The sequence below is a fragment of the Marinobacter mobilis genome (genome assembly GCF_900106945.1).
Classification (GTDB): domain Bacteria; phylum Pseudomonadota; class Gammaproteobacteria; order Pseudomonadales; family Oleiphilaceae; genus Marinobacter; species Marinobacter mobilis.
This window is the reverse complement of sequence record NZ_FNNE01000007.1, coordinates 117,333-143,731: the sequence shown is the minus strand read 5'-3', so window position 1 is coordinate 143,731 and position 26,399 is coordinate 117,333. Positions and strand designations below refer to the sequence as shown.

Sequence of the window (26,399 nt, the reverse complement as noted above, 5' to 3'; positions counted from 1 at the left end):
CGGAAACTGAACGATCACCCGTCCTATCGCAGTCGTTCCCGGACTGAGTGCCCAATACTCTGGGTATCCCGTTGCTGTCCCGAATAGTCCGCCAGATCAGCCGTGACTGCGTTAAACAGGGCTTCAGCCGCAACGCCCAGTTGCGGCGTTTTCTGGCTCAGCCATTCCAGCATTCGGGCTGTGGTAAGCAGCATGGCCGTGGGGTCGGCGAGGCCCTGGCCGGCAATGTCCGGCGCACTGCCGTGGGTGGGCTCGAACATGGAGGGCAGTTCCAGGTTGTCGGGATTCAGGTTGCAGGAGGGCGCAACGCCCATGCCGCCGGACAGGATGGCCGCGAGATCGGTCAGGATATCGCCCTGCAGGTTACTGGCGACCACCACATCGAAGGCCCAGGGGCATTGGACAAATTTCATGCAGGCGGCATCCACCAGCTCGTGGTGGAGAGCAACATCAGGGTAGTCCCTGGCCACGGCGGCAAACACCTCGGTATAGAGATCTCCCCAGTGACGCAGGGCATTGCGCTTGGTCACCAGACAGACCTGGCTGGTCGACTCGCTACCGGATTGGCCGTGGAAGGTGCGTGGCTGGCCTGATGCCTGCCGTTGCTGGGCCCGGTTGCGCGCCTGCTCAAAGGCATAGCGGATGATCCGCTCACTGGCCCGGTAGGTAAAGATCTCGACCTGGGTGGCAATCTCGTCTGGCGTGCCCTGGCGTAAACGTCCGCCCTGGCCAACATACTCGCCCTCGCTGTTTTCCCGGATCACCAGCATGTCGACGTTGCGGGCGCGGACATCAGCAAGGTACTGATGAGCGCCGGGTAGCAGGCGTGCAGGCCGTTCGCATACCCATTGGTCAAAATGTTTGCGTATCTGTAAGAGTGGCGCCAGTGAGACACTGTCGGGCAGCAGGTAACGTGCGTTGTCGTAGGCAGGCCCCGGATCGCCCAAGGCGCCAAGCAGGATGGCATCGAAACGCTGCAGTTGTTCCAACGCGTCTGGCGGCATTGATTCTCCATGTTTCTCATGCCAGGCGTGGGACGGCCAGGGGAAGCGGATCCATTCCAGGGGGAGGTGGTATTTGTCCCTGAGGGCCTCCAGGCAATGCACGGCCTCCGAGACGACTTCCGGGCCAATACCATCGCCCGGTGTGATGGCGATACGGATGTTCTGGTTCACTAGGGCCCTCCTTTGACTCTGGTAATCCTGAACGGCGACTGATGGTATCCTGCCTAAAGTGTAGACATCGTTGAGGGGCGCGCCAGCCCCCGTCGTTTACCGGGAACTTCCGGCTGTCTATGATGTTGGCAATGACGGGTGGGTAAATACCCTCGGTCTGCTTGGGGGGCGAATGGAGGCCCCGTTTTCCGGACAATGAAGGAGACGTCGTACAGTGTTCTATCGGATTGTCACGTTGATTGGCGGTATTGTTTTTGTCGCGGTGCTGTTTGCGCTGCTTTGGTTTTTCTGCCGCAAGTTCCTGGAGCGTCATGGCGTGACGGACATGGTGACCGACCGGGCCACCATCCTGGCAACCTGGACCTTTGCCGGGGTCAGTGTCGGCCTGCTGTTTGCTGTTGTGGGTGCGTTTGTCCTCGGCCCCTGGGCTTTCTATCGCACACTTCGTGGTCACGACGTGCCGATATCTGACGCCGCAGCGGTGTTGTGGGGGTTGGCCATCGTCGTCGCCGCACTGGCGATTACCGGCATTGGCTTCGGCGCCTTTCTGATTGCGGTTGGTGCGGTCTAGGGGGCGTTACGTTCCTGATTGATCCGGTGCAGTTGCTCGCGAAGCCACAACAGCGCCGGTTCCTTTTCATAGGCTTTATGCCAGTAAAGCTGGACATCGATTGAGGGTAATTCCGTTGGCGGAGCCAGCAATTCGATGTTTGCACGTTCTGCAATAATCTGCGCGTAGGTTTCCGGCATGGTCAGCACCAGATCGCTGTTTTCCACCACCCGGCAGGCCGCGTAGTAGTGCTGGCAACGCAAGCGTATTTTCCGCTGAACCCCGAGGCGGGACAGTTCAAAATCCTCTATGCCTGGGCCCTGGGGCCGCGACGAGACCAGTACGTGGTGATGCTCCAGGTAGCGTTCCATGGTGATGGTGTCCAGGGTTAACGGGTGCCCCTTACGGACAATCACCGCCATCCGGTCCTGTCGCAGTAACTCGTGGGCGGTCTGGTCCGACACGGGCAACAGTACGTCGACAGCAAAGTCCAGCTTGCCCGCTGCCAGCTGGGTTTCCATTTCCCGCCTTGCCACCCGTTGGCTGGCGATCTCCAGTTCTGGATAGTCCTGCAGGTTGGCCACCAGTTGCGGCAGGAAAGTGGACTCCAGAATATCCCGCAGTGCCAGCGTGTAGGTTTTGCGTTGGCTGGCGGGGTCAAAGGCGTGGAACTGGTTGACCGCACCCTGGATCTGGGTCAGACCGGGACGCATGGATTCCAGGAACCGGCGCGCCAGCGGAGTTGGCACCATCTGGTTGCCCTGACGGGTGAACAGCGGGTCGTCGAAGTGATCCCGGAGTCTGGCCAGGGAGTGGCTGATGGCCGGCTGGGTCAGGTGCAGCGCATGAGCTGCGCGGGTCAGGCTGCCTTCCCGGTAGATCGTGTCGAAGACATAGAGGAGATTGAGATCAAGGCGGTTCAGGGCCAAGGCAGCTGTCCTTTTTGTGAATAAGTGCTGCTTATAGTAATTGATTAGAATAATTCAGTCGCGTAATACATTAGGCGAATCTAGACTGTCCTCAATGCGGTAATGCCTTCAGCCTTAATAGTGAGGAATGAGTTATGGATTTCAGCATCTCTGAGAAGGGTCAGGACTATCTTGAGCGCGTGAAAGCGTTCATGCGTGATGAGATTTTTCCGATAGAAGAACAATACCACCGGGAACTGGCAGCACAGGACAATCGCTGGGTGGTCCTGCCGATTATTCGTGAACTTAAGGCGAAGGCAAAGGCTCAGGGGCTGTGGAACATGTTCTTCCCTGACGACACCTATGGCTGTGGCTTGCTCAACTCGGATTACGCGCTGATTGCCGAGGAGACCGGCCGAAGCTTTATCGCTCCGGAAATTTTCAATTGTAATGCCCCCGATACCGGCAATATGGAAGTGCTGATTCACTATGGTTCTGAGGAACAGAAAGCCGAATGGCTGCCTCGTTTGCTCAGCGGTGAGATTCGCTCCGCATTCTGTATGACTGAGCCGGCGGTGGCCTCGTCGGATGCCACCAACATGGAAGCGACGGCGACGATTGAGGGTGAAGAGGTTGTCCTTAATGGCCGGAAATGGTGGAGCACCGGTATTGGTCATCCGGACTGCAAGGTCGCGATTTTCATGGGGCTGACGGACCCTGAGGCTCACAAGCATCGCCAGCATTCGATGGTTCTGGTACCGCTTGACACTCCGGGCGTGACGGTTGAACGCATGCTACCGGTATTCGGCGCCTACGATGAGCCTTACGGTCACGGTGAGGTGCTGTTCGATAACGTGCGCCTGCCCAAGAGCGCGATCATCGCTGGTCCAGGCCGCGGCTTTGAAATTGCCCAGGGGCGCCTCGGGCCTGGCCGTGTGCACCACTGCATGCGTGCCATTGGTGCCGCAGAACGTACCCTGGAGTTGCTGATCAGGCGCGCCATGACCCGGGAAGCTTTTGGTCGGCCGATCGCCAAGCTGGGGGGTAACCCGGACATCATTGCCAATGCCCGTATGTCCATCGAACAGGCTCGCCTGCTTACCCTGAAATGTGCCTGGGCACTGGATAACAAGGGCATCCTGGGGGCGTTGCAGGAAGTGTCGATGATTAAGGCGGTGATTCCGTCCATGCTGCAAACCATTGTGGATCAGGCCATCCAGATTCACGGTGGTGCCGGTGTGAGTGACGATGACTTCCCGCTGACACAGCTGTTTGCCTATGCCCGGGTACTGCGGCTGGCGGATGGGCCGGATGAAGTTCACCGGGCTATGGTGGCTCGCCTGGAACTGCGCAAGTACCAGTGATTGCGGCTCAAAAAAACTCCAAACAAAACGGAGAACCAAGAGAATGACACAACGAGTATTCATCACCGGGGGCGCTTCAGGCCTTGGGCGCGCGATTGCGCTTCGTTATGCCAGAGAGGGCGCGAAGGTCTGTATCGGGGATATCAGCCCTGAGCAGGGTATTGAAGTCGAGGCTGAGATCAACAAGGCTGGCGGCGAAGGCCATTTCCTTGAGTGTGATGTGCGCCGACTGAGTGACTTCGAGAAAGTGCGGGACGATCTGGTGCAGAAATGGGGCGGTGTGGATATCGTCGTCAACAACGCCGGTGTAGCCTCTGCAGGTTCAATTGAAGACACCACCATCGCCGACTGGGAGTGGATTCTCGATATCAACGTTATGGGCGTGGTGCGGGGCTGCAAAGCTTTCACGCCACTGTTCAAGCAGCAGGGCGCCGGGGCGTTTGTGAACATCGCCTCCATGGCGGGGTTGATGCTGGCGCCGTTGATGGGTAGCTACAATGTCTCCAAGGCGGGCGTGATTGCGCTTTCTGAAACCCTGAGCCAGGAACTTCGCGATTCGGGGATTCACGTCAGCTGCGTCTGCCCGGCGTTCTTCCAGACCAACCTGACCAGCTCCATGCGTTCAGACATTCCCGGTGTGCAGCAGAACGTCAACAAACTGATGAAGCGCTCAAACCTCACTGCCGACGATGTGGCCGAAGATATATTCCGAAGTGTGAATGACAACGCCTTCTGGGTGCTGCCCCACGCTAAGGAGCGCCGGATGTGGATACTCAAGCGCCATGCACCGTGGGCATTTGACTGGCTGATGCATCAGGAGAGCAAACGCTGGATGGGTAAAATGGGCGGCAAGGCGAACGCCTGACAGGCCAGAACATTCTGACCGCAGGATGACAGGAGATAACGAATGACACAGATCGACCAGGCCGTGGATATCCGTGAGGGCGAAGAGCTGGATATCGCCGTCGTCGACCGGTTCATGAAGCAGGCGATTCCAGGCCTTGAAGGCGAACCGACGATCAGGCAGTACCCTGGGGGCGCTTCCAACCTGACCTATCAGGTTGACTACGGCGACAACTCCTACGTATTGCGCCGGCCGCCGTTCGGCAAGATTGCCAAGTCTGCCCACGACATGCTCCGTGAAGCCCGGGTGATGCAGGCGCTCAAGCCAGCCTACCCGTACGTGCCAAATATTGTCGCAATCTGCGACGATCATGAGGTGCTGGGGTGCGATTTCTATGTAATGGAGCGCCTGAAAGGCATCATCCTGCGGCAGGATTTCCCGCAAGGCTTCGAGCTGAACGAGGCGGACACCCGCAAGCTGTGCCTGAACGTGATCGACAAGCTGGTGGATCTGCACAAGGTGGACGCCCAGGCGGCCGGTCTGGACAAACTGGGCAAGGGTGCCGGCTATGTTCAGCGCCAGATCGGTGGCTGGAGCGATCGCTTCCGCAAGGCGCGCACCGACGATGTGGGTGACTTCGAGGCGGTCATGGGCTGGCTCAATGACAAGATGCCGGAAGACATCGCCCAGGTGGTCATCCACAACGATTACCGCTTCGACAACGTCGTGCTGAACCCGGACAACCCATTCGAAGTGATCGGCGTTCTGGACTGGGAAATGGCCACCATTGGCGACCCGTTGATGGATCTGGGTAACAGTCTGGCGTACTGGATCCAGGCCGACGACGAAGGCCCGTTCCAGATTCTGCGTCGCCAGCCGACTCACCGGCCAGGCATGCTGAGCCGTAAGGAAGTGGTCGATTACTACATGGAGACGTCCGGTTTTCATGCCGATAACTTTGATTTTTATGAAATTTACGGGCTGTTCCGGCTGGCTGTGATTATCCAGCAGATTTACTACCGCTATTACCATGGCCAAACCAGGGACAAACGCTTTGCGGCCTTTGGGCATGCGGCCAACTACCTTGAGAAACGCTGTCAGCGGTTGATCTCGGCGAGTTCACTCTGATGGAGGGTTCCCTGTAATGGCCACCGTCTACCTGATCCGCCATGGCCAGGCCAGTTTTGGCAAGGACAATTACGATCAGCTCTCGCCCCGGGGCTGGGAGCAGGGGCAGGTACTTGGCCGCTGGCTGGCGGGCAAAGTCGCCCCAAATGCCGTGTTTGGCGGCAACATGGAACGCCACCGGGAAACCGTTGAGGCGATCACCACGGGGTTTGGCCAGGCGCTGCCGGACATGCAGGCGGTGGCCGGGTTGAACGAATTTGACCACATGCAGGTGGTGGAACGCCTGAAACCCGAGTGGGCCGACCGTCAGGTCATGGCCCGGGATATGATGGCCTTTCCCAAACCTCTGCGGCTGTTCCAGCAGGTGTTCGAGCAAGCCATGGCCCGCTGGGTTGGTGGCGAGTACGACAGCGACTATACCGAGACCTGGGCCGGCTTCAGGCAGCGGGTCATTGCCGCCCTGGACGAACTGATCAGCTATGCCGATGGCGGGGATGTCCTGGTGTCTACCTCCGGCGGGCCGATTGCGGTCATCGCTCAGCATTTATTGGAACTGTCGGATGAGAAGGCCCTGGCGATGAATAACGTCATTGCCAACACCAGCGTCTCCCGCATTCTGTATTCCGGCCCCCGCCGCAGCCTGGCGGTGTTCAATAATTACAGCCACCTGGAAGCGGAAGACCCCGCCCTGGTGACATTCCGATAACGATTGAGGTAATCCAATGAGCAACAACGATCTGTTTGACCTGAGTGGCAAGGTAGCCCTGATCACCGGTGCCAGTCGGGGTATCGGCGAAAGCATTGCCCGCACCCTTGCGGACTACGGCGCCCATGTGATTGTCAGCAGCCGCAAGATCGACGATTGCGAAACCGTTGCAAGCAGCATTCGCAACGGGGGAGGGAGTGCTGAGGCCTATGCTTGCCACATCGGTGAAATGGAGCAGATTGAGGGCATCTGGGCTCATATTGAAAAGAGTCACGGCAAGATTGATATCCTGGTGAACAATGCGGCCGCCAACCCCTATTTCGGCCCGGTGGAGGACACCGATCTGGGCGCGTTCCAGAAAACCGTGGATGTGAACATTCGTGGCTACTTCTTTATGTGTGCCCGTGGCGCCCAGTTGATGAAGACGAACGGTGGCGGCGCCATCGTCAACGTGGCTTCCGTTAATGGCGTAAACCCCGGCCACTTCCAGGGCATCTACTCGATCACCAAGGCGTCGGTGATCTCCATGACCCGGTCCTTCGCGATGGAACTGGGGCAGCAGAATATCCGGGTGAATGCCCTGTTGCCGGGCCTGACCGACACCAAGTTCGCCAGCGCCCTGACAACAAACGAGGCCATCAAGAAGCAGGCCATGGCCCATATACCCATGAAGCGGGTGGCTGACCCGTCAGAGATGGCCGGTACCGTGCTGTACCTGGTGTCCGGAGCGTCCAGCTACACCACCGGTGCCTGCATCAACGCGGACGGTGGCTACCTGACGGTTTGATTGTCGCCCGTCCCTGAGCCAAAAAAGGCTGCATGATGAGTCATGCAGCCTTTTTTGTTGTGCGGATTGCGTCAGGCCGACAGGGGTTACGGCGCCCGTGACAGGGTGGTTCCCACCGGCGGCCGATGGTGCAGGGAATACAGAACCCGGTCGAGCACGGCCTGGCCATTCCAGGCCGGATCATTGTTGACCATGCCAACGACGGCCCAGGTGTTGTCATCGGCATCGCGGGTGAAACCGGCGATGGAGCGAACGTTTTCCAGGTAGCCGGTTTTGATACGGCCTTCGCCGTCCATCCCGGCGTTGCGAAGCCGGCGGGCCATGGTGCCATCCATTGCAATCAGCGGCATGGAGGCCATTAAATCGGCGGAGAACGGGCTGTTCCAGGCGCTGACCAGAATCTGGGCACCCTGGCGGGCCGTAATCCGGCCATGGCGGGTCAGGCCGGCGCCGTTATCGATCACCATGCCGGTGGTATTGATGTTCTTGCGGTCCAGCCATTCATAGATGGCGCGGATACCGGCTACCCGGTCATCCTCTTCTCCCTCGATGCGGTTTTCGGCACCAATGGTCAGCAGCAGCTGGCGGGCCATGACGTTGCTGCTCCACTTGTTGATGTCGCGGATGGTGCTGACCAGGTCCGGTGAGGTCATGCGCAGCAGCAAACGGGCATCTTCTGGCGTGGTATCGAGGCGGTCAGCCCCCTGCAGCGTCACACCGGTTTCCGCCAGTAGCGAACGAATCAGTTCTGCACTGTACTGCTCATGGGGCAGCAGCGACAGATAAGCGGTCGTGCGGCAGCCCTGGGGCAGAGAGCCGGTCACCCGGACCGTGACCCGGTTGTTTTCATCAAAAACGGGCTGCCATTTAAACTGGCGCCGGGACGGGCAGGGCCCTTCCGGGGCCGCGGTGACGCGGTTGTCGATGACCACATTGGCCAGTGCTGGCGCGCTCCATGCCTGAGTACCGCGCTCGTCGGCACGCACCTGGAAGTGAAGCAGGTTGAGGTTGGTCAGATAGCCCGACGGTTCGACGAGGAAGGGCGCGAAAGGGTTGTCGCCGTTGTCCTGGAACGCTGGCAGGCCCTCGGGCAGCTGGAACACGTCACCATCGAGCACCAGATCACCGGTGATGGTGTCGATGCCCATGCTGCGGAGTTCACGCAGAGTGGTCCAGAGTTCGTCCATGGTCAGCTTGGGATCGCCACCGAACTTGACGTAGAAGTTGCCATCCAGCGTGCTGCCAGTAAGCATACCGTCAGTGTAGAAATTGGTGTTCCAGTGATGGGTAGGGCCGAGAATTTCCAGGGCGGCGTAGGTGGTGACCAGTTTCATGATTGAGCCCGGGCTCATCATCTGGTCAGCATTGATGTATTGCTCGATACCGGGGCCATTCAGAGGAATGGCCGCGACGCTGAGTGCATCGTCATGGTTCAGGGCGCGCAGGGCGTAATCGTTGACCTGACTGCTCCAGTTGCGGGCCGATGCTTCCTCCGCACTGACGCCGGTTGCTGAGCCGAGTAATACCGAGGCGACAAGCGGAGCCAGCCAGCGTTTGAGGGGCCTTGGAGTCACGTCAGGACCGGGAACGGCCGCCGGTGTGGTGCATTCAAGTCCGGTGCGCAGCATAGTGATTAGCCAGAGTAGGTTCTTGGTTATTATCAATTCTCTAACCTTAGCCGAAAATCCCTCGTTGTACTATGTGGAAAACTTCTACATGACGTTAAAAAATGCCAGCAGTGTCATTGTTTATATTGCATTTTTGTTTCGGCCTGTAAGTGCTCTTGGGAATCAGTAGGTTACCCGGGCTTCCGGTTGTTCCTGAATGTCAATGACTCTGACTGGCATGGTTTTGGCGATTTTTTAGCCGTCAGGGCCATGGAACTGGAGGGCTATCTGCCGTTCCATAGAATGGTGTGGCAAACGCGACGTCTGTCCACGCACAGTATTTACCCGACAATAACAATGAGATGGGAGATCGCCATGATCGGAATTCCGCTGGGTCTGCTGACCGCCAACGCTGTTGAATGGGTGTTCCACAAGCATGTGCTTCATGGTCTGGGGCGTAACCGAAACAGTTTCTGGGCCTTTCACTGGCACGATCATCATCGCCATGTTCGCCAGAACGGCTTTCTCGATGAGGATTATCGCAAACCGCCTTTGACCTGGAACGCCCAGACCAAGGAAGTGGCCGCGTTGGTCGCCGGTGCGGCCGTGGTTACGCCGCTGATGCCGGTGGCGCCTTTCTATGTCGGTACGCTTTATTATTGCGCCTGGAATTATTACCGGGTTCATAAGCGGGCTCACCTTGACCCTGAGTGGGCGAGGGAACACCTGCCCTGGCATTACGACCACCACATGGGGAAGAACCCCAACGCGAACTGGTGTGTCACCAAGCCCTGGTTTGACCAGCTGCTGGGGACCCGTGAGCCAATGGAAAATCGCCAGCTGGCGTGATAATGACCATCACAAGTTTTTTACAACAGGACAAACTCATGCCCAATGTAGTCACCCACAACCTGCACGTACTGGCTTCGGTCGCCACTTCCTCGCTGACGGGCTGGCGCGGTTGCATGGTGGTCAGCCATGTGGATCAGCCGGCCAAGCCACTGGTGCTGTACGACATGGAAGCATGTCCTTACTGCAGGCGTGTGCGGGAGGTGTTGTCGGCGCTGCACCTCGATGTCGAGATCCGTCCGTGTCCGAAGGGGGGCACGCGGTTCCGTGACGAGGCCGCGGCCATTGGCGGCAAGCAGCTGTTCCCGTTGCTGGTGGATGAAAACACCGGCAAGGTGCTTTACGAGTCCAATGACATTGTCGAGTACCTGTTCAAGGAATATGGCAAGGGTTATGTGCCAAAAACGTACCGTCCCCGTGTTTATCAGCCGGTTCTGAGTTCTCTGGCATCTGCTGCGAGTGGGCTTCGAGGTTTGCGGGCAAAGCCGGCCAAGGTGCCGGAGCAGACGTTACGGCTGTGGAGTTTCGAGGGGAGTCCGTTCTCCCGGCTCGTGCGGGAAAAGCTGTGTGAATATGAAATCCCCTACAGCTTGCACAACATCGGAAAGGAACACTGGACCGAAGTCGGGCCGGCCAAACAGCGACTCAAACCGGGAGTCTACAAGCCGTTGCCCGGTGGCAAACGGGAAAGTTTCTTTGCCCGCCACCAGCGGGTGCAGGTGCCTTATCTGGAAGATCCTAACACTGGGGCCGAGCTGTTCGAGTCAGCCCGTATCCTGCGTTACCTGGACGAGACCTACGGCGCCTGAGGCGTCCGGGCTAGTCCCAGTCCGGGGCGAACGATGGGTTGGCCAGTCGTTCGCCCCGATCCAGAGCGTCTATGGCGTTCATCTCTTCTGGTGTCAGCTGCAGTTCCAGTGCGCTGAGGTTCGCCTTCAGGTGATCCGGCCGGGTCGACGACGGTATGGGGATCACACCTCGTGAGGCCACCCAGGCAAGGGCTATCTGCGCCGCCGACCTATTGCGCTTCCTGCCCAGGTGGGCAAGTACCTCATTCTCCATCACCCGGCCAACCGCCAACGGCATATAGCCGGTCACGGGAATGCCCAGAGTCTGACTGTGATCCACCAGCCTGCGGTTGGCGAGGAATGGATGGACTTCGACCTGGTTGGTAAAAATACGGTTATCACCGAGGATAGCCCTGGCTTCATTGAGCTGGGCAACGGTGAAATTGGATACGCCGATGTGGTCGGTCATTCCTTCCCGCTGGGCTTCGCTCAAGGCAGCAAGATAGTCGGCCATGGGTACGGCGCTCTCAGGGGAGGGCCAGTGAACCAGGGTCAGATCCACGTGATCGGTTTTCAGGCGCTCCAGACTCTGCTGCAAACTTTGGATCAGCCGGTCCGGATGCAGGTTGTCATACCAGATCTTGGTGGTGACAAAGATCTCCCGCCGCGGGATACCGCTGGAGGTGATGCCGTCGCCCACTTCCGCTTCGTTGTCGTAGATCTGGGCGGTGTCGATATGCCGATAACCCAGGGACAGTGCGCTCTTGACAGCGTTTCTGGCCAGATCGCCCTTGAGGCGATAGGTGCCGAGACCAATAGGGGGAAGCGCATCAAATGCCATGAAGTTATCTCCTTGAGCCGCTGTCAGCCGTCGCTGGTGTCTGTTTATACCGTGGACCCAGTGCGCTGGTTCTTCAAGGGGCGGGACGGTATCATTTCGTCTCTGTCCGGCTCACCGCGGTCATGGTGAGCATTTTCACGTGGTTTATTTCTGAGGTTAGTTATGCTCACCGGTCACTGTCTGTGCGGCGCAGTCACTTTTGAATATCAGGGGCCGATGGGGCCCATTTCCCTGTGTCATTGCAGCCAGTGTCGGCGAGCCCAGGGCGGTGCTTTCTCTGCGTCTGCGCCCGTTCAGAAGGTGCATTTCCAATGGTTATCCGGCGAGCAGCAGATTCGTGAATTCGAATCCCGTCCGGGTAAGTTCCGGGCATTCTGTGGCCAGTGCGGCAGTCCGTTGTACAGTCGTGTCGACGCGATACCCGGTATCCTGCGGTTGCAGGTAGGGGTTGTGAATGAGCCCTTGGGGAAAGGGCCGGAGTCACACATCTTCGTTGGCTCGAAATCTGACTGGTATGCCATCACTGATGACCTGCCCCAGTACGAGAAAACACAGCGAGCGAACGATCCTCACTAACGTCAAAAAAACGCGGCGGCCGACTCGACTGGACTCACTCCGGTATCAGCCGTAACACCTCACCATTGCTGTCGTCGGTCAGTAGCCAGAGCCGGCCATCCGGTCCCATACGGACATCACGGATGCGTCGGCCAAAATCGCTGATCAGATCTTCTTCTTCCGATACCTTGCCGTTTTCAATCCGCAGTCTGACCAGCTTCTGCATCTTGAGTGCGCCAACGAACAGGTTGCCCTGCCACGCTGGCACCTCGGTGCCGGTGTAAAACGCCATGCCAGACGGGGCGATGGACGGGGCCCAGTAGTGCAGGGGCTGCGCCATGCCGGGCCGGGCGGTCTCATCGCTGATGGCCAGTCCCGAGTAGCCGATGCCGTAAGTAATGGCCGGCCAGCCGTAATTGGTCGCCGGTGCCAGGATATTGATCTCATCGCCACCCCGGGGCCCGTGTTCGTGCGTCCAGATCTCGCCATTTACGGGATGTTGGGTCATGCCCTGGATATTGCGGTGGCCGTAGCTGAACAGGGTGGGGCTGTGATCGGGGCTGCCGAGAAAAGGGTTGCCCGGCGCCGCTGCTCCCTCAACGGTGATGCGATGGACTGAGCCGGCGTCGTCGCTGGTATCCTGGGCACGGTCGCGGTCGCCACGATCGCCTACGGCAATGAGCAGGTTGTTCTCGAGATCAAAGGCCATGCGTCCGGCAAAGTGGTGTGAGGTGCCGGAGCGGGGCCGGGCTTCGAATATCACCTGGCCGTCGCTCAGCTGGTTGTCATCAAGGCGGGCCCGGCTGACCCGGGTGGTTTTGCCTTCGCTGTTTTCGTGGGCGTAGCTCAGGAACAGCAACTGGTTGTCACTGAACTGCGGGTGAAGGATCACATCCAGAAGTCCGCCCTGGCCAGCAACCACCAGCTCTGGTACTCCGGCCATGGGTTCAGCCTGTAACTGGCCATTGCGGATCAGGCGCAGACGACCGGCCCGTTCGGTGACCAGAATGGAGCCATCCGGCAGAAAGGCCAGGCTCCAGGGATGCTCCAGTCCGGTGGCGATGGTTTCCAGACGAAAGCTGGCGTGGGCCGAGTGATACACGTCCGGGGCAGCAGTGCAGGCGGTAGCCATGGCAAGCACCGAGGCCATGGCGGTGAGTTTGAGGGCGTTCAGCATGTTGCTGAGTCTCCAGGTGACGGGGGGAGTGCCGTGCACACTCCACTGTCAGTCACCTTAGCAGCTGTATAGTCAACCGTCAGCCATCAGCCTGTTACCGTATCATCCGCCCGCCCGGTCTGTACCCGCCACTGGGCCGCGTAGAGGCCGTCTTCGGCCAGCAGCTGCTGGTGGCTGCCCAATTCCCGCACCTGGCCATTGTCGATAACCGCAATGGTGTCGGCGTCAACAATGGTGGAGAGCCGGTGGGCAATCACGATCACCGTTCGGTTGTGACGGATATGACGCAGCGAACGCTGGATGGCCGCTTCGGTTTCGTTATCGACGGCACTGGTGGCCTCATCAAGGATCAGGATGGCGGGATCCGTCAGTAGCGCCCTGGCCAGTGACAATCGTTGCCGCTGGCCTCCGGACATCCGTACGCCGCGCTCGCCAACCGGGGTATCCAGCCCTTCTGGCAGTTGTTCGATGAAGCTCCAGGCCTCCGCCTGCTGAGCGGCGGCAATGATTTCTTCTGTACTGGCCTCCGGGCGGCCATAGGCAATGTTGTCGCGAATGCTGCCCTCGAACAGATAAACATCCTGACTGACCAGCCCGATCGCCTGGCGCAGGGATTTCAGGCTGATGGCCGAAATGGACTGGCCGTCGATGGTGATGTCACCGTGCTGGGGGTCGTAGAAGCGCATCAGCAGCTTGATCAGGGTGGACTTGCCCGAGCCGGTGGTCCCAACCAGCGCCAGGGTGTGCCCGGCTGAAACGTCGAGGGAAATGTCGCGAAGGCCGGTAACCCCATTGGGGTAGCTGAACGACACGCGGTTAAAGACCACGTTGCCGGACACCGTCTCGGGCAGGTTCTGGCTGGCGTTGTCGATGACCCGTACCGGCTCGGCCAACAGGTCGAGGATGCGTCGGGTACTCGCCATGGCACGTTCGAACAGATCCACCACCTCGGCCAGACCGGTCAGCGGCCAAAGCAGGCGCTGGGTCAGGAACACCAGCACGCCGTAGGCTCCAACGTTGAGGGTGCCTTCCAGAGCCATCATGCCGCCTACGGTAAAGGTGGCAAGAAAACCGGCCAGAATGGCCATGCGAATCACCGGAATGAACGCAGAGCTGACACGGATCGCCTTGCGGTTGGCGCTGACGTAGGCCTCACTGCTGGCGCGCAGGCGTTCCGCCTCCCGTTCCTCAGCGGTAAAGCTCTTGATGGTGGCGATGCCGCCCAGGTTGTTGGCCAGTCGCGTGGCCAGGTCGCCTACCTTCTCCCGGACGTCGGCGTAGAGTGGGCCGGCCTTGCGCTGAAAGTAGAAGGCGCCCCAGATGATCAGCGGAATGGGGGTAAAGGCCAGCAGCGCTACCAGTGGCGAGATGATGAAGAACACCGCGCCGACCGCCAGGACGGTCACCACCACCTGGATCATGGCATTGGCGCCGCCATCCAGGAAACGTTCGAGCTGGTTGACGTCATCATTCATGGTGGCCACCAGTTGCCCGGAACTGCGGCTCTCGAAAAAGCTCATGTCCAGCCGTTGGGCATGTTCGTAGGCATCCTGACGCAGGTCTGCCTGCAGGCGCTGGGCGAGATTGCGCCAGAGGATCTGGAACAGGTATTCAAACAGGGATTCCCCGGCCCAGATGAAGAAGGTCAGGGCACCCAGTGCCAGGATCTGGGATTGGGCCGAGTCGAAACCGATGGACGCCATGAAGCTGGTTTCCTGATTGACCACCACGTCGATGGCGATACCAATCAGGATCTCCGGGGCGATATCAAACAGCTTGTTGATGATCGAGCAACTGGTGGCCGCAAGGATCTGGCGACGGTAGCCACGGGCATAGCGCAGTAAACGGGCCAGGGCGGCAAAGCTGCTGGTGGAAGGCCTGGGGGTGATGGGCATGAGGGTCTCCGGTCCGGGCGGAAACCGGCAAGGTTACGCGATTTTCATTGACCTTAAAAGAGAATCATTATCGTTTTATCGGGCATTCTTCTGCAGCCAGCGGTCAAGCTGGTCCGCGAACTCCTTGCGATCACTTTGGGAGAAGGCCGCGGGTCCTCCGGTGACCTGGCCGGCATTACGCATCTCTTCCATGAAGTTGCGCATTGCCAGACGCTGGCGAATGTTTTCCCGGGTGAAGGCCTGGCCTCGTGGGTTGAACACATCGGCACCCTTGTCGATCGCATCGGCCGCGAGCGGGATGTCCTGGGTAATCACCAGATCTCCGGCGCTGAGCTGCTCGACAATCTCGTTGTCGGCGACATCAAATCCCTGCATGACCTGACGGGTTTTGATGAACGGGCTCGGCGGTACCCGGATGGACTGGTTAGCCACAAAGGTGGTCTGGATCTTCCAGCGGTCGGCGGCCCGACACAGAATTTCCTTGACCACTACCGGGCAGGCATCGGCATCGACCCAGATAGACATGGTGCGGTTTCCTGGCAGTTAAAGAGGCTTGTAAGCATACCCATCGCCGCGATCAGCGCAAGATCGTCAGGTTGAATATCTTGGCAGCAGCGACTAAAAATTAATCAGAACGTCCCAAGTAGGGCGTGTGATCCGCGCTCAATAATAACGATCCAACAGGCACTGCGAACAGGTCCGCCACAAGCTGACTTCTGTTGTGGTGTGAGGGAGGCTGGGATGAAAGACCACTACGAATTCCGCGTGGACAGTCTGCGTTATCTCGATGATCAGGGTTACGCCCTGGGTGACCTGCCGGATGTCGCCGAAGACACCGAGCGGTTGCTGGCCGCCTATGCCAATATGGTGCTGACCCGTACCTTCGATGCCAAAGCCATTGCCCTGCAGCGCACCGGCCAGTGTGGCACCTATCCTTCGGTCCTCGGGCACGAGGTGATTGGTACCGTCATTGGCCAGGCCATGGCGCGGGATGATGTGCTGGTACCCTATTACCGGGACCAGGCCGCCCAGATCCAGCGAGGGGTAACGCTCACGGAGCTGTTGCTTTACTGGGGAGGGGATGAGCGGGGCAGTGCCTGGGCTCACTGTCCGCAAGACCTGCCAATTGCGGTGCCCATTGCCACGCAATGCTGCCATGCCGTCGGTGTGGCAGCTGCATTTCGTATCCGTGGTGAGCACCGGGCCGTGGTGTGCTGTCTGGGTGACGGTGCCACCTCCAAGGGCGATTTTCTCGAGAGTGTGAACTTGGCCGGCGCCTGGCAATTGCCCGTGGTGTTTGTGGTCAACAACAACCAATGGGCGATATCCACCCCACGCAGCCTGCAAAGTGGCTGTGAAACCATTGCCCAGAAAGCGATCAGTGGCGGCCTGCCCGGGGTGATTGCGGACGGCAATGATTTCTTTGCAATGACCTCCGCGCTGGAGCAGGCCCTTGACCGGGCGCGTCATGGCAAAGGGGCAACGGTGATCGAGGCTGTCACCTATCGTCTGGGTGATCATACCACCGCCGACGATGCCACCCGTTACCGCAGCGCCGATGAACTCAAGCATGCCTGGGAGAGGGACGGGGTGAAGCGGATGCAGAACTACCTCCACCGGGAAGGCTTCTGGGATGCCGAAAAAGAACAGAAACTGCAGGCCGACTGCAAGGGGTTTGTAGAAACCGCGGTGAAAGCGTATCTGGCCACCGAACCGGAGCCGGCCACGGCCATTGTTGACTATCTGTTTGAATCCCTGCCGGTGGCCCTGCAGCAACAGAGGGACCGTCTCGAGGGCAAGCCAGGAGGTGATCAATGAGCGATGTCACGCTGATCGAAGCCGTCAATATGGCGCTGGCCTGGGAAATGGCCCACGACGAATCGGTGGTGGTCCTTGGTGAGGACGTTGCGACCAATGGGGGGGTGTTCCGGGCGACGGTCGGGCTTAAGGAACGTTTTGGCTGCAAGCGAGTGATGGATACCCCGCTGGCGGAAAACCTGATTGCCGGGACGACGGTGGGCCTGGCGGTACAGGGTATGAAGCCAGTAGCGGAGTTCCAGTTCATGGGCTTCATCTATGCCGGTATGGACCAGATCATCTGCCACGCCGCACGAATGCGTAACCGTACCCGTGGTCGATTGCATTGTCCGGCCGTATTCCGGGCGCCATTCGGGGGCGGCATCCATGCTCCGGAGCATCATTCCGAAAGTACCGAGGCGCTGTTTGCTCATATCCCCGGTCTGCGGGTGGTGATTCCAAGCTCACCCCAGCGAGCCTACGGCCTGCTGCTGGCTGCAATCCGCAACCCGGACCCTGTGGTCTTCCTGGAGCCGAAGCGCATTTACCGGGCAGTCACCCAACCGGTGGAGGACAACGGTGAAGCCTTGCCCCTGGATACCTGCTTCACGCTGCGGGAAGGTGACGACGTCACCTTGATCAGTTGGGGGGCATCCCTGGTGGAAACCCTGGCGGCGGCAGACCAGCTGGCCGGACAGGGGGTATCGGCTGAAGTCATTGACGTCGCCAGTATCAGCCCCTTGGACCGGGAGACCCTGCTGTGTTCCGTGGCCAAGACCGGGCGTGCGGTGATTGTTCACGAAGCCTGCCGCAACGGCGGCGTGGGTGCCGAGATCGCCGCCTCGCTGGCGGAAAGTGCCTTCCTCGACCTGCAGGCGCCGTTGGTCCGGGTGACGGGCTACGACACGGTCATGCCCTACTACCGCAATGAACAACGCTATCTGCCCCAGGTGGCAGATGTGGTCCATGCCGTGGAACAGGTGATAGCGCTATGAAACATTTCAGATTACCGGATCTGGGGGAAGGGCTGCCGGAGGCAGAGATTGTCGAATGGCATGTGAACGTCGGTGATTCCGTGGCGGTGGATCAGGTGCTGGTGTCGGTGGAAACGGCCAAGGCCATTGTTGAAGTGCCGTCACCGATGGCTGGGGTGGTGGCCAAGCTGTTTGGCGACCCCGGGGATATCATCCACACCGGCGAGCCGTTACTGGGGTTTGAAGGTGAGGATGAAGACAGCGGCACGGTGGTTGGGGAGCTGAAGCGAGCTGACGCCGGAACCGCACAGGATCAGTTTATTATTGGCGCGGCCGCCTCCAGCCGCCAGGCCCGCCACCATCGCGCCACGCCGGGGGTGAGGGCATTGGCGGAACGGCTTGGGGTCAGCCTGGCGTCGATTACCGGAAGCGGGCCGGGAGGGCTGGTCACCAACGACGACGTACACCGCCAGGCCAGCCACCAGAAGGCACTGGGTGACGCCGAGGCTCTGCGGGGGCCGCGCCGCACCATGGCCAGGAACATGGCGCTGTCCCACGCCCAGGTGGTGCCGGTGTCGATTTTCGAGGATGTTGATATTGGCGACTGGAAAAAGGGCGCGGACATTACCATGCGCCTGGTTCAGGCCATCGCCCAGGCCTGCGAGGCTGTCCCGGTGCTCAATACCTGGTTCGATGGCGACAATCTGAGCCGGCGCCTGCTTGACGAGGTCCATGTGGCGATTGCCGTGGATACGCCTGACGGGCTGTTTGTGCCGGTCCTTCGGGACGTGACCCACCGTACCCTGAAAGACTTGCGACAGGGCCTGGAAAATCTGCGTCAGGCCGTGGCCAATCGGTCCATCCCACCCCACGAAATGCAGGGAGGGACCATTACCCTGTCTAACTTTGGCACCATGGCGGGTCAGTATGCCAACCCGGTGGTGAGTCCGCCTCAGGTGGCCATTGTCGGCGCCGGGCGTATCCGGGACAAGGTTGTTCCTCATGAAGGCAAACCGGCGGTGAGGCCGGTACTGCCTCTGTCGCTGACATTCGATCACCGGGCTGCAACCGGGGGGGAGGCGGCCCGGTTTATGGCCGCCATGCTGGCGGCGTTGGGCAAACCCTGACACTTGCGATTGTGTCCGAGTCAGGCAAGACTAGCGGCATTTTCGGAAATTCTCGTTCCATCAACAACGTGAGATGCCATGAAACGCCTGATTGCCCTGACTCAGACCTTGACTCTGGCCGTGACCGGCCTGATGACGCCGTTGCTTGCCAGCGCCCATGACTATTCCCGGGAATCCGTCCGGGTGGATCATCCCTGGAGCCGTCCGACACCGCCCGGCGTGACCGTGGGTGTCGGTTATATGTCCATCAGCAACAACGGCGATACTGACGTGACCCTGATCGCCGCTGAGTCAGCGAACGCTGGCCAGGTGTCGATCCACCAAAGCACTATGGTCGGTGGTGTCATGCGCATGGAGCCATTGCCACAGGGCCTGGTGATCCCTGCCGGTACCACGGTGAACCTCAAACCGCATAGTTACCACCTCATGCTTGAACAGCTCAGTGGCCAGCTGATGGAAGGTGAACGGGTTCCGCTGACCCTGGAGTTCGACAACGCGCCTTCCATGAACGTGGAGTTGGCGGTTGAGCCGTTGGATGGCGGCGACATGCCCATGGGTCAACGTCAGATGGATCACGGCGCCATGGACCATTCCGGTATGGACATGGAACCGATGCCGCAGAATCAATGATCCGGTGATGCCCACAATGAGTTCCCGGATGCCCTTATGAGCCTGTTCCCTCCCGAGCGCTGTACGGTCTGCCACCAGACGGAGTTGCGTCACTTCCTGACCGTGCGGGATGTGCCCTACTGGCGGTGTCCCCAGTGCGAGGCGACACTGATGGACCCTGGGTGCTGGTTGGACCCGGAGGGTGAAAAGCGGGTCTATGAACTCCACGATAACAACCCGGATGATCCGGGCTATCGCCAATTCCTCAACAGACTTGGCGAGCCGTTAGCTGCGCGGTTGGCCACGGGCTCGGAGGGGCTGGAGTTCGGTTGTGGTCCTGGCCCCGCCCTGGCCGATATCCTGCAACAGCGGGGATTCCGGGTATCCCTCTACGATCCGTTTTTTCATCCGGATGAATCTGCACTGTCTCGATCCTACGACTTCATCACCTGTACTGAAGTGGTCGAGCACCTGCACGACCCCTGGTCTGTGTTTGCCCAGCTTGATCGCCTGCTGAAACCGGGCGGTTGGCTGGGAGTGATGACCTGTTTCCAGACCGATGATGAGCGTTTTGCCAACTGGCATTATCGTCGTGATCCGACCCACGTGGTGTTCTACCGCGAGCAAACCCTGGCTCATATTGCCCGACGGTTTGGCTGGACACTGGTGGTGCCGGTCAAGAATGTGGCGTTGTTCCAAAAGCGCGGGGTGGCATCGTGAGTGAATACATCGAGTACCTTCAGGAAGTGTTCGAGCCGTTCGGCCCGGTCCGTGCCCGGCGCATGTTCGGCGGTTATGGTCTCTACCACGACGGGCTGATGTTTGCGCTGGTGGTTGATGATGTGCTCTACCTGAAGGCGGATCATCACAGTCGTGGGGCGTTCGAACAGGCGGGATTGCCGCCGTTTGAATACCCGAGGAATGGGCAGTTGGTCAAAATGTCCTATTACCAGGCCCCGGAAGAGCTGCTGGAAGATCCCGATCAGACCGTGGTTTGGGCCCGTCGCGCCTTTGAAGCGGCACTTCGGGCGCGTTCCGGTAACAGGCCCCGCGTCCAGACGTGATGGGCCAGTGAGCTGATCTCAGGCAGCCGCGATGGCGGCCGCCACAGCCTCGGGCGCATTCAGCAATGCCCTGGTCAGCACGCTCTGACGCCGGCTCGGGTCCATCATGTTATAGCCGAAAGCCGTCAGGTCGGAGGCCCCCGGTTCCACACGAATGACCCGTTTCCCTGCGGCTTTCAGCTGTTTCTCCTCCCGATCCACGATGGCCGTCATGTAGCGGCGGATCTGTCGTTCTGCGAGTTTCAGCGGTGACAGCGGACGATCCGGTTGGCGTGAGGCCATGGGGGCGAGGAGGATGACTTCGTCCACCGGCTGGTGGGTCAACAGATCGGCCGACGTGGGGGACGCCACGCCGCCGTCGATATAACGATGACCATTGATATCCACCGGTGGGCACCAGGCTGGTACGCCATACGACGCGCAAACGGCGTCACTCAGCGCCGCTGCCGGTGCGAACTCCTTGCCAAAGGCCACCCGCTCGCCAGAGTCGGTGTCCACCGCCATGATCCAGGTAGCAGGGTGGGGAACCCAGTTTCCTGTGGGGACGACCTGGTTAATCAGCGCCCGGAACGGCGCCATGTTGAACTGGCCGGTGGGCAGCAGTCCGCTGATGGCGGTGAGTGCGGAAGCCTTGCCCTGCAAGGCTCGGGTCATCAGCCGGCTACCAGTGAACTGTGCCGCCGGCCACGGCGGTAGTGCGCCCCCGGTGTCGGTGTCGTGGTTCCATTGACACTGTTTGGAGGTGCCGTGCTGGCAGGCGAGCAGGGCCGATACCGGCGTGCCCGCCCCCAACAGCGCTGCGATGACAGCGCCGGCCGACGTGCCGACGAGGACATCGGCTTTGCGGGCGTCCCAGTTCAGTTGTTTCTCCAGTTCGGCCAGCATCGCGATGGTCCAGGCGCCGCCGGCAACGCCCCCGCATCCCAGCACCAGTGCTCGTTTGGGGTTGGTGGTGTTCATGGCTGTTCTCCAATGACGGGTTGGGTGGCCGGTGTCAGGTGGTAGCTGTCGGCATCGAATGTCTTGAGCAAACGCTGCATTTTCAGGGTATTCCAGGGGAATCCCACACTGTTAAAGCCATTTTTGTCCAGGTAGTAGCTGGAGCAACCGCCGGTATTCCAGACGGTACTCTGGAGATCCCGCTGCACCTTGCGGTTATATCGGTCCTGAACGTCCTGGCGTACGTCGAATCGCGCCAGTTGTCGGTCCCGCATGGTGGTGAGGGCGTCAACGATGTAGTTGAGCTGGGACTCGATGACGATGAAGGCGGAATTGTGGCCAATGCCGAGGTTCGGTCCCAGCACCATGAAGGCATTGGGCAGCCCGCTGATGGTGGTTCCGCGATAGGCTTGCATGCCGTTCTCCCAGAGTTGGGACAGGGACTCTCCGGCATCGTTGTAGATGTGCTCGGCAATCGGTGGTTCGGTCACATGGAAACCGGTACCCAGAATGATGGTATCCACTTCCTGTTCCGAGCCATCCTGGCCTACAACGGTTTGTCCGCGGACTTCCTTGAGGCCGGTTGCACGTACATCCACGTTTGGCTCGTTCAGGGTCGGATAGTAGTTGTTGCTGAGCAGAACCCGTTTACAGCCCAGGGTGTAGTCCGGGGTTAGCCTGGCTCGGAGGTCGGGGTCCGTGACGGCGACTCTGAGGTGGGCAAGCCCCAATTTCTGAATGTGGCGCAGCATGGCGGGTTGGCGGAAGCCGATGCCGAACGCTTCAAAGCCGGCATAGAGTATCTTGCGCCAGGCCTTGAGGGTTCCGGGCAGGCGGAAGAACTTCGCTTCGATATCGGGAATGGTGTGGTCTGGTTTCGGCAATATCCACTGGGGGGTACGTTGGAACAGGGTCAGTTGTTTTGCCGCCGGTTGAATTTCCGGCACGAACTGGATCGCTGACGCCCCGGTCCCGATGACCGCCACCCGCTCACCCGTCAGGTCGTGGCCATGATCCCAGCGGGAGGAGTGGAACAGCTTGCCAGGGAAGTCTCTGAGCCCCGGGATATCGGGGATGATCGGCTCATGCAGGTAGCCGGAACAGGCGACGAGGGTGCGGGCAAAATAGAGCCGGTCAGGGGTTTGCACTTCCCACAACAGGTCGGCTTCCCGCCATTGGGCCCGTGCCACCGGCTGATCGTAGTGAATGTAGTTATCGATACCATACCGTTCAGCAACGCCGCGTACGTAGTCCAGGATTTCTGCCTGGCCGGCGAAGGCCCGGGTCCAGTCCGGCTTCTGGGCAAAGGAGTAGGAGTACAGGGCAGAAGGGACATCGCAGGCACAGCCCGGATAGGTGTTGTCTCGCCAGGTGCCGCCCAATCCGCTGGCTTTTTCCAGGATCACGAAATTATCGATCCCGGCGTCCAGTAACCGGATACCCAGGCCGATACCACTGATGCCTGCGCCAATGGCCAGAACGTCATAAATTGGAGGGTGCGTTTTTTGCGTCACGGCATTCACCTTGTTATCGATTGGGTTGCGGACTGAAGCGGTCCATTACATGGGTGGTCAACTCCAGGTTGGCGAGTTGTTTGGCCAGGTGGTAGATATCCGGGTAGATCACCCGAGCGCCGCCCTTTCGGAAGGTCTGGTAAATCCGTTGGGCCAGTACGTCCGGCTTTCCGGTCGGGATCAGTCGGGAAATAGGGCCCTGTTTTACCTGGCTGCGGGCGTGGTTTTCCAGCCCGGAAAAGATGGGGCCCGGGTAGACTGTGATGACATTGATGCCCTGTTTCTTGAGGTCGAGCCGGGCGATTTCGGACGCCATACCGATGCCCGCCTTGGCGCCACCGTAGTAGCTGCAGCCCCGGATGGGGACCCGCCCGGCCATGCTGGCGATATTGATCACGCAGCCCTGACGCTTCGCAAGCATGTCAGGCAGCGCCAGATCCATCAGCCGCATGGGCGCGATTAAATTGATGTCCAGCGATCGCTGTCCCCGCTCCCATCCGGTGCCGGTAATGGTCATGATGTCCATGATGCCGGCACAATTGATCAACACATCGACCGGACCCTGGCGCTCCGTCAGTGAGTGCCACCAACGGGGCAGGGCCTCGATGTCGGTCAGGTCGCATCGTTCGGGGTGGCCACCGTATCGATTGGCGATATCCGCAAGGCTGGACTCATTCATGTCGACCAGTGTGAGCTTCGCCGATGGGTGATGGTTACGGAATTGCGCTGCCAGCATGCTGCCAATGGCGCCTGCGGCACCGGTAATGAGGATGTGTTGAGGGTTCATGCTTTGCTCTCTGTGTTTGCGTCGTTGGTGATACTTCTCCAACAGGCTGTGCAGGCCTGCTCAAGGTCATGGTCAGATAGGGTGAGATAGCCCAGCCTTTCCGCTTTGAACAGGCCGACGATCGCTCCCCAAAACAGGGCCATGGCAACTTCCGGTCGCATGTGGGTGCCAAGCACACCGGATTGCTGTCCCAGCTCAATGAACTGGCGCAGCGGCAACAGCAACTGGTATTCGCTTGCCAGGCTGACTTCGTCGAGGTAACTGTGGTGGTCCTGCATCTCCAGAAAACGGAAAGCATCCGGTTGTTGGCGGGCAAAGGTGCACAACCGGTTCCATATTTCATTGAACAGGGCACGGCTGGGGGGCTGTATGGGAAGGTTTCCCAGCAGGTGTTCAGCCAATAACTGTTTGGTTTCCCGGAACAGGGTATTCACCAGGGCTTCCTTGCTCTCAAAGTAGCGGTAAAGGCTGCCGACGCTGATGCCTGCTTCCCTGGCGATGGGCGGAACCGGAGTGCCATGGACGCCGCGACTGGCGAATACCTTGAGGGCGGCATCCAGAATGCGCTGACGTTTGTCCGTGGCGGCTTGTGAGGGTCGGTCAGGGCTGGTGGTCATGGCATCAACTCATCGGCATTCTTGTGTGAATGAATGTTCATTCAGCCAATTTAGACGGATGCAAGGGGCAACGGGAATGTCTGGTGGGGCCAACGGCAGAGGTGAGGGAAAACTGGCACTTGGGGCAGGGTATGCGATGCTGTGATAAAGATCCCCGGGAAATGAGTGATGTTGTACCAATGGCTCGCAGACAGTGTGCTGATTGCTCATGTTGCCGTCGTTTTGTTTGTGGTGCTGGGACTGCTGCTGACGGTGACCGGTGGCGTGTGGGGCTGGTTATGGGTTCGTAATCGCTGGTTTCGCATAAGCCACCTGGTCGCCATCGCGGTCGTGGTGCTTCAGGCCTGGCTTGGCGTGGTGTGTCCCTTGACTACACTGGAAATGTGGCTCAGGGAGCAGGCGGGTGCGCCGGGTTACAGTGGGAGCTTTATCGGACACTGGTTGCAACGGCTGCTGTACTACGATGCGCCCGGGTGGCTCTTTGTCCTGGTCTATACGGTGTTTGCACTGCTGGTGATGTTGGTTTGGTGGCGCGTTCCGCCCGACAAGTGGCGGTAACGCGGTCACGGGATGGTGCAAGGGGAATGTAAGGAATCGCGTATGGCTGATGTGGGCGTGGTACTGACTGGTGGTGGGGCACGGGCGGCCTATCAGGTGGGGGTGTTGCGGGCGATATCCGATATGTACCCGGATATGGGGTTCCCCTTTCAGGTGATCATTGGTACGTCGGCTGGCGCCATCAATGCCCTGGCTCTGGCCAGCGGTGGCGCGATTTTTCGTCACAGCGTTTCCCGGCTGGAGCAGTTGTGGAGTGAGCTGGAAACCGAGCATGTGTATCGCAGCAACACTTACGATATTCTTCGCAACATGACCTCGGTCGCTCGCAGGTTGTTGGCAGGGGGCAACCGGGAGGCACCACTTTCCTTGCTCAATAACGATCCATTGCGTGAACTGCTGGCACGGGAAGTCGACTTCAATGCGGTCCGTCAGCGCATCGGCGAGGGGGTGATTTCTGCGGTGGGTGTCAACGCCTGTGGTTACGCCACCGGGCAGAATATCTGCTTCTTCGATGGCCGCGACGATCTGAAGAGCTGGTCCGTCGGCCAGCGGGCGGGCGCCCGCACTGAGCTGGCGCTGGAGCATGTGCTGGCGTCGTCGGCCATTCCCACTGTGTTCCCGCCGGTGAAGATCAACCGTGAGTACTTTGGTGATGGCGTTACCCGTCAGATGGCGCATATCAGCCCGGCCCTGCGGCTGGGGGCGGACCGGGTAATGGTGGTGGGTGTCAGCGCCAACAGTATGTGTCCGTCAAAGCGCCCCAGCCGGCAGGAGGCGCCGGCCTTCGCCCAGATCATTGCGCACGTGTTCAATGGCATGTTCCTGGATACTCTGGACTATGACATTGACCGCCTGCGGCTAATCAATCAGCTTGTGAGCCTGGTGCCAAACGATGTGCTCGAGGCGTCAGGGCTGGACCTGAAACCGATTGAGTTGCTCGAAATCTCGCCCAGTGAGCGTATTGACGAAATCGCTGCCCGCTATATGGATGGCATGCCGATGGTGTTGCGAAACCTTGTGGGAGGCGCAGCGCCCCGTTCATTCACCGGTGGCAGCCTGGCCAGTTACCTGTTGTTTGATCGCCGCTTCTCTGCCGAGTTGATCAAGCTGGGCTACCAGGATGCCCAGAGCCACGCCCGACAGATTGAGCGATTTTTCGATCAGAAAAACTGATCCAGTTTTATTGAACAGACTGGTCCAGTAGTGCCTGATAGTAGTGGCTCTGGCGTTTCCTCTGGG

28 protein-coding genes are annotated in these 26,399 nt (G+C 59.6%); 17 read left to right on the top strand and 11 right to left on the bottom strand.

Going from position 1 to position 26,399, the window contains the following annotated elements; genetic code table 11:
• Window positions 1-23: 23 nt before the first annotated feature.
• The gene (locus tag BLV11_RS12215; protein ID WP_091814490.1) at window positions 24-1,175 is read right to left on the bottom strand and encodes an isocitrate/isopropylmalate dehydrogenase family protein; all 1,152 of its coding nucleotides are present in this window, start codon (window positions 1,173-1,175) and stop codon (window positions 24-26) included.
• Window positions 1,176-1,389: 214 nt separating this feature from the next.
• Between BLV11_RS12215 and BLV11_RS12210 the strand changes: the two genes are divergently transcribed.
• Window positions 1,390-1,746, top strand: coding sequence for a hypothetical protein (locus tag BLV11_RS12210; protein ID WP_175528347.1), 357 nt, complete (start codon window positions 1,390-1,392; stop codon window positions 1,744-1,746).
• On the opposite strand, the gene BLV11_RS12205 is transcribed toward BLV11_RS12210, so the two are convergent.
• Window positions 1,743-2,654 carry a LysR family transcriptional regulator gene (locus BLV11_RS12205; RefSeq protein WP_091814487.1) on the bottom strand — a complete coding sequence of 304 codons (912 nt, stop codon included), beginning with the start codon at window positions 2,652-2,654 and terminating at the stop codon, window positions 1,743-1,745. The two genes, BLV11_RS12210 and BLV11_RS12205, sit on opposite strands and share 4 nt — an antisense overlap.
• 134 nt (window positions 2,655-2,788) lie before the next feature.
• Here BLV11_RS12205 and BLV11_RS12200 point away from each other — a divergent pair, with 134 nt between their 5' ends.
• From BLV11_RS12200 to BLV11_RS12180, 5 genes are read left to right on the top strand one after another with little or no spacing between them, the layout of a single operon-like run.
• Window positions 2,789-3,997: an acyl-CoA dehydrogenase family protein gene (locus BLV11_RS12200; RefSeq protein ID WP_091814484.1), complete on the top strand. Its 1,209-nt coding sequence runs from the start codon at window positions 2,789-2,791 to the stop codon at window positions 3,995-3,997.
• A 43-nt stretch (window positions 3,998-4,040) separates the two neighbouring features.
• On the top strand, window positions 4,041-4,862 hold the full coding sequence (locus BLV11_RS12195) for an SDR family oxidoreductase (protein WP_091814480.1): 822 nt from the start codon (window positions 4,041-4,043) through the stop codon (window positions 4,860-4,862).
• 42 nt (window positions 4,863-4,904) lie between these two features.
• A complete protein-coding gene (locus BLV11_RS12190; RefSeq protein WP_091814477.1) occupies window positions 4,905-5,969 on the top strand; it encodes a phosphotransferase family protein in 1,065 nt (354 codons plus the stop codon).
• A gap of 16 nt (window positions 5,970-5,985) precedes the next feature.
• Window positions 5,986-6,675, top strand: coding sequence for a histidine phosphatase family protein (locus BLV11_RS12185; protein WP_091814474.1), 690 nt, complete (start codon window positions 5,986-5,988; stop codon window positions 6,673-6,675).
• Window positions 6,676-6,691: 16 nt separating this feature from the next.
• The gene (locus BLV11_RS12180; protein ID WP_091814470.1) at window positions 6,692-7,462 is read left to right on the top strand and encodes an SDR family oxidoreductase; all 771 of its coding nucleotides are present in this window, start codon (window positions 6,692-6,694) and stop codon (window positions 7,460-7,462) included.
• An 86-nt stretch (window positions 7,463-7,548) separates the two neighbouring features.
• Here the strand turns inward: BLV11_RS12180 and dacB are convergent, their stop codons facing one another.
• A complete protein-coding gene (gene dacB / locus BLV11_RS12175) occupies window positions 7,549-9,090 on the bottom strand; it encodes a D-alanyl-D-alanine carboxypeptidase/D-alanyl-D-alanine endopeptidase (RefSeq protein ID WP_091814467.1) in 1,542 nt (513 codons plus the stop codon).
• Between the two features lie 354 nt (window positions 9,091-9,444).
• Here dacB and BLV11_RS12170 point away from each other — a divergent pair, with 354 nt between their 5' ends.
• The gene (locus BLV11_RS12170; protein WP_091814464.1) at window positions 9,445-9,918 is read left to right on the top strand and encodes a sterol desaturase family protein; all 474 of its coding nucleotides are present in this window, start codon (window positions 9,445-9,447) and stop codon (window positions 9,916-9,918) included.
• Between the two features lie 38 nt (window positions 9,919-9,956).
• Entirely contained in the window at window positions 9,957-10,727 is a 771-nt protein-coding gene (locus BLV11_RS12165) for a glutathione S-transferase N-terminal domain-containing protein (RefSeq protein WP_091814878.1), read from the top strand.
• Between the two features lie 10 nt (window positions 10,728-10,737).
• On the opposite strand, the gene dkgB is transcribed toward BLV11_RS12165, so the two are convergent.
• Window positions 10,738-11,547, bottom strand: a complete 810-nt coding sequence (gene dkgB / locus BLV11_RS12160; protein WP_091814461.1) for a 2,5-didehydrogluconate reductase DkgB — start codon at window positions 11,545-11,547, stop codon at window positions 10,738-10,740.
• A gap of 162 nt (window positions 11,548-11,709) precedes the next feature.
• Between dkgB and BLV11_RS12155 the strand changes: the two genes are divergently transcribed.
• Entirely contained in the window at window positions 11,710-12,123 is a 414-nt protein-coding gene (locus BLV11_RS12155; protein ID WP_091814458.1) for a GFA family protein, read from the top strand.
• Window positions 12,124-12,157: 34 nt separating this feature from the next.
• On the opposite strand, the gene BLV11_RS12150 is transcribed toward BLV11_RS12155, so the two are convergent.
• The 3 genes from BLV11_RS12150 to BLV11_RS12140 form a co-directional block, all read right to left on the bottom strand.
• The gene (locus BLV11_RS12150) at window positions 12,158-13,279 is read right to left on the bottom strand and encodes a PQQ-dependent sugar dehydrogenase (RefSeq protein ID WP_091814454.1); all 1,122 of its coding nucleotides are present in this window, start codon (window positions 13,277-13,279) and stop codon (window positions 12,158-12,160) included.
• A gap of 86 nt (window positions 13,280-13,365) precedes the next feature.
• Window positions 13,366-15,174, bottom strand: a complete 1,809-nt coding sequence (locus BLV11_RS12145; protein WP_091814451.1) for an ABC transporter ATP-binding protein — start codon at window positions 15,172-15,174, stop codon at window positions 13,366-13,368.
• A 75-nt stretch (window positions 15,175-15,249) separates the two neighbouring features.
• Complete coding sequence (locus BLV11_RS12140) at window positions 15,250-15,699, bottom strand: YaiI/YqxD family protein (protein ID WP_091814448.1); 450 nt, start codon at window positions 15,697-15,699, stop codon at window positions 15,250-15,252.
• Between the two features lie 216 nt (window positions 15,700-15,915).
• Between BLV11_RS12140 and pdhA the strand changes: the two genes are divergently transcribed.
• The 6 genes from pdhA (at window position 15,916) to BLV11_RS12110 (ending at window position 20,745) form a co-directional block, all read left to right on the top strand.
• Window positions 15,916-16,992 carry a pyruvate dehydrogenase (acetyl-transferring) E1 component subunit alpha gene (pdhA, locus tag BLV11_RS12135; RefSeq protein ID WP_091814445.1) on the top strand — a complete coding sequence of 359 codons (1,077 nt, stop codon included), beginning with the start codon at window positions 15,916-15,918 and terminating at the stop codon, window positions 16,990-16,992.
• Complete coding sequence (locus BLV11_RS12130) at window positions 16,989-17,966, top strand: alpha-ketoacid dehydrogenase subunit beta (protein ID WP_091814441.1); 978 nt, start codon at window positions 16,989-16,991, stop codon at window positions 17,964-17,966. Before pdhA ends, BLV11_RS12130 begins: the two co-directional genes overlap by 4 nt.
• Complete coding sequence (locus BLV11_RS12125) at window positions 17,963-19,072, top strand: dihydrolipoamide acetyltransferase family protein (RefSeq protein ID WP_091814437.1); 1,110 nt, start codon at window positions 17,963-17,965, stop codon at window positions 19,070-19,072. The genes BLV11_RS12130 and BLV11_RS12125 overlap by 4 nt, the downstream gene beginning before the upstream one ends.
• A 78-nt stretch (window positions 19,073-19,150) precedes the next feature.
• On the top strand, window positions 19,151-19,702 hold the full coding sequence (locus BLV11_RS12120; RefSeq protein WP_091814434.1) for a copper chaperone PCu(A)C: 552 nt from the start codon (window positions 19,151-19,153) through the stop codon (window positions 19,700-19,702).
• A 36-nt stretch (window positions 19,703-19,738) separates the two neighbouring features.
• On the top strand, window positions 19,739-20,401 hold the full coding sequence (locus BLV11_RS12115; RefSeq protein ID WP_245726016.1) for a class I SAM-dependent methyltransferase: 663 nt from the start codon (window positions 19,739-19,741) through the stop codon (window positions 20,399-20,401).
• Window positions 20,398-20,745 (top strand): TfoX/Sxy family protein, encoded by a 348-nt coding sequence (locus BLV11_RS12110; RefSeq protein ID WP_091814431.1) that lies wholly within the window; start codon window positions 20,398-20,400, stop codon window positions 20,743-20,745. The genes BLV11_RS12115 and BLV11_RS12110 overlap by 4 nt, the downstream gene beginning before the upstream one ends.
• 18 nt (window positions 20,746-20,763) lie before the next feature.
• Here the strand turns inward: BLV11_RS12110 and BLV11_RS12105 are convergent, their stop codons facing one another.
• The 4 genes from BLV11_RS12105 to BLV11_RS12090 are packed head-to-tail and all read right to left on the bottom strand — an operon-like array spanning window position 20,764 to window position 24,602.
• A complete protein-coding gene (locus BLV11_RS12105; RefSeq protein ID WP_091814428.1) occupies window positions 20,764-21,705 on the bottom strand; it encodes a patatin-like phospholipase family protein in 942 nt (313 codons plus the stop codon).
• Window positions 21,702-23,198 (bottom strand): flavin-containing monooxygenase, encoded by a 1,497-nt coding sequence (locus tag BLV11_RS12100; protein WP_091814425.1) that lies wholly within the window; start codon window positions 23,196-23,198, stop codon window positions 21,702-21,704. Before BLV11_RS12100 ends, BLV11_RS12105 begins: the two co-directional genes overlap by 4 nt.
• 13 nt (window positions 23,199-23,211) lie before the next feature.
• The gene (locus tag BLV11_RS12095) at window positions 23,212-23,985 is read right to left on the bottom strand and encodes an SDR family NAD(P)-dependent oxidoreductase (protein ID WP_091814422.1); all 774 of its coding nucleotides are present in this window, start codon (window positions 23,983-23,985) and stop codon (window positions 23,212-23,214) included.
• Window positions 23,982-24,602 carry a TetR/AcrR family transcriptional regulator gene (locus BLV11_RS12090; RefSeq protein ID WP_091814419.1) on the bottom strand — a complete coding sequence of 207 codons (621 nt, stop codon included), beginning with the start codon at window positions 24,600-24,602 and terminating at the stop codon, window positions 23,982-23,984. The genes BLV11_RS12095 and BLV11_RS12090 overlap by 4 nt, the downstream gene beginning before the upstream one ends.
• Before the next feature lie 168 nt (window positions 24,603-24,770).
• Here BLV11_RS12090 and BLV11_RS12085 point away from each other — a divergent pair, with 168 nt between their 5' ends.
• On the top strand, window positions 24,771-25,160 hold the full coding sequence (locus BLV11_RS12085; protein ID WP_091814415.1) for a DUF2784 domain-containing protein: 390 nt from the start codon (window positions 24,771-24,773) through the stop codon (window positions 25,158-25,160).
• A 42-nt stretch (window positions 25,161-25,202) separates the two neighbouring features.
• Window positions 25,203-26,333, top strand: coding sequence for a patatin-like phospholipase family protein (locus tag BLV11_RS12080; RefSeq protein ID WP_091814412.1), 1,131 nt, complete (start codon window positions 25,203-25,205; stop codon window positions 26,331-26,333).
• Window positions 26,334-26,399: the final 66 nt, after the last annotated feature.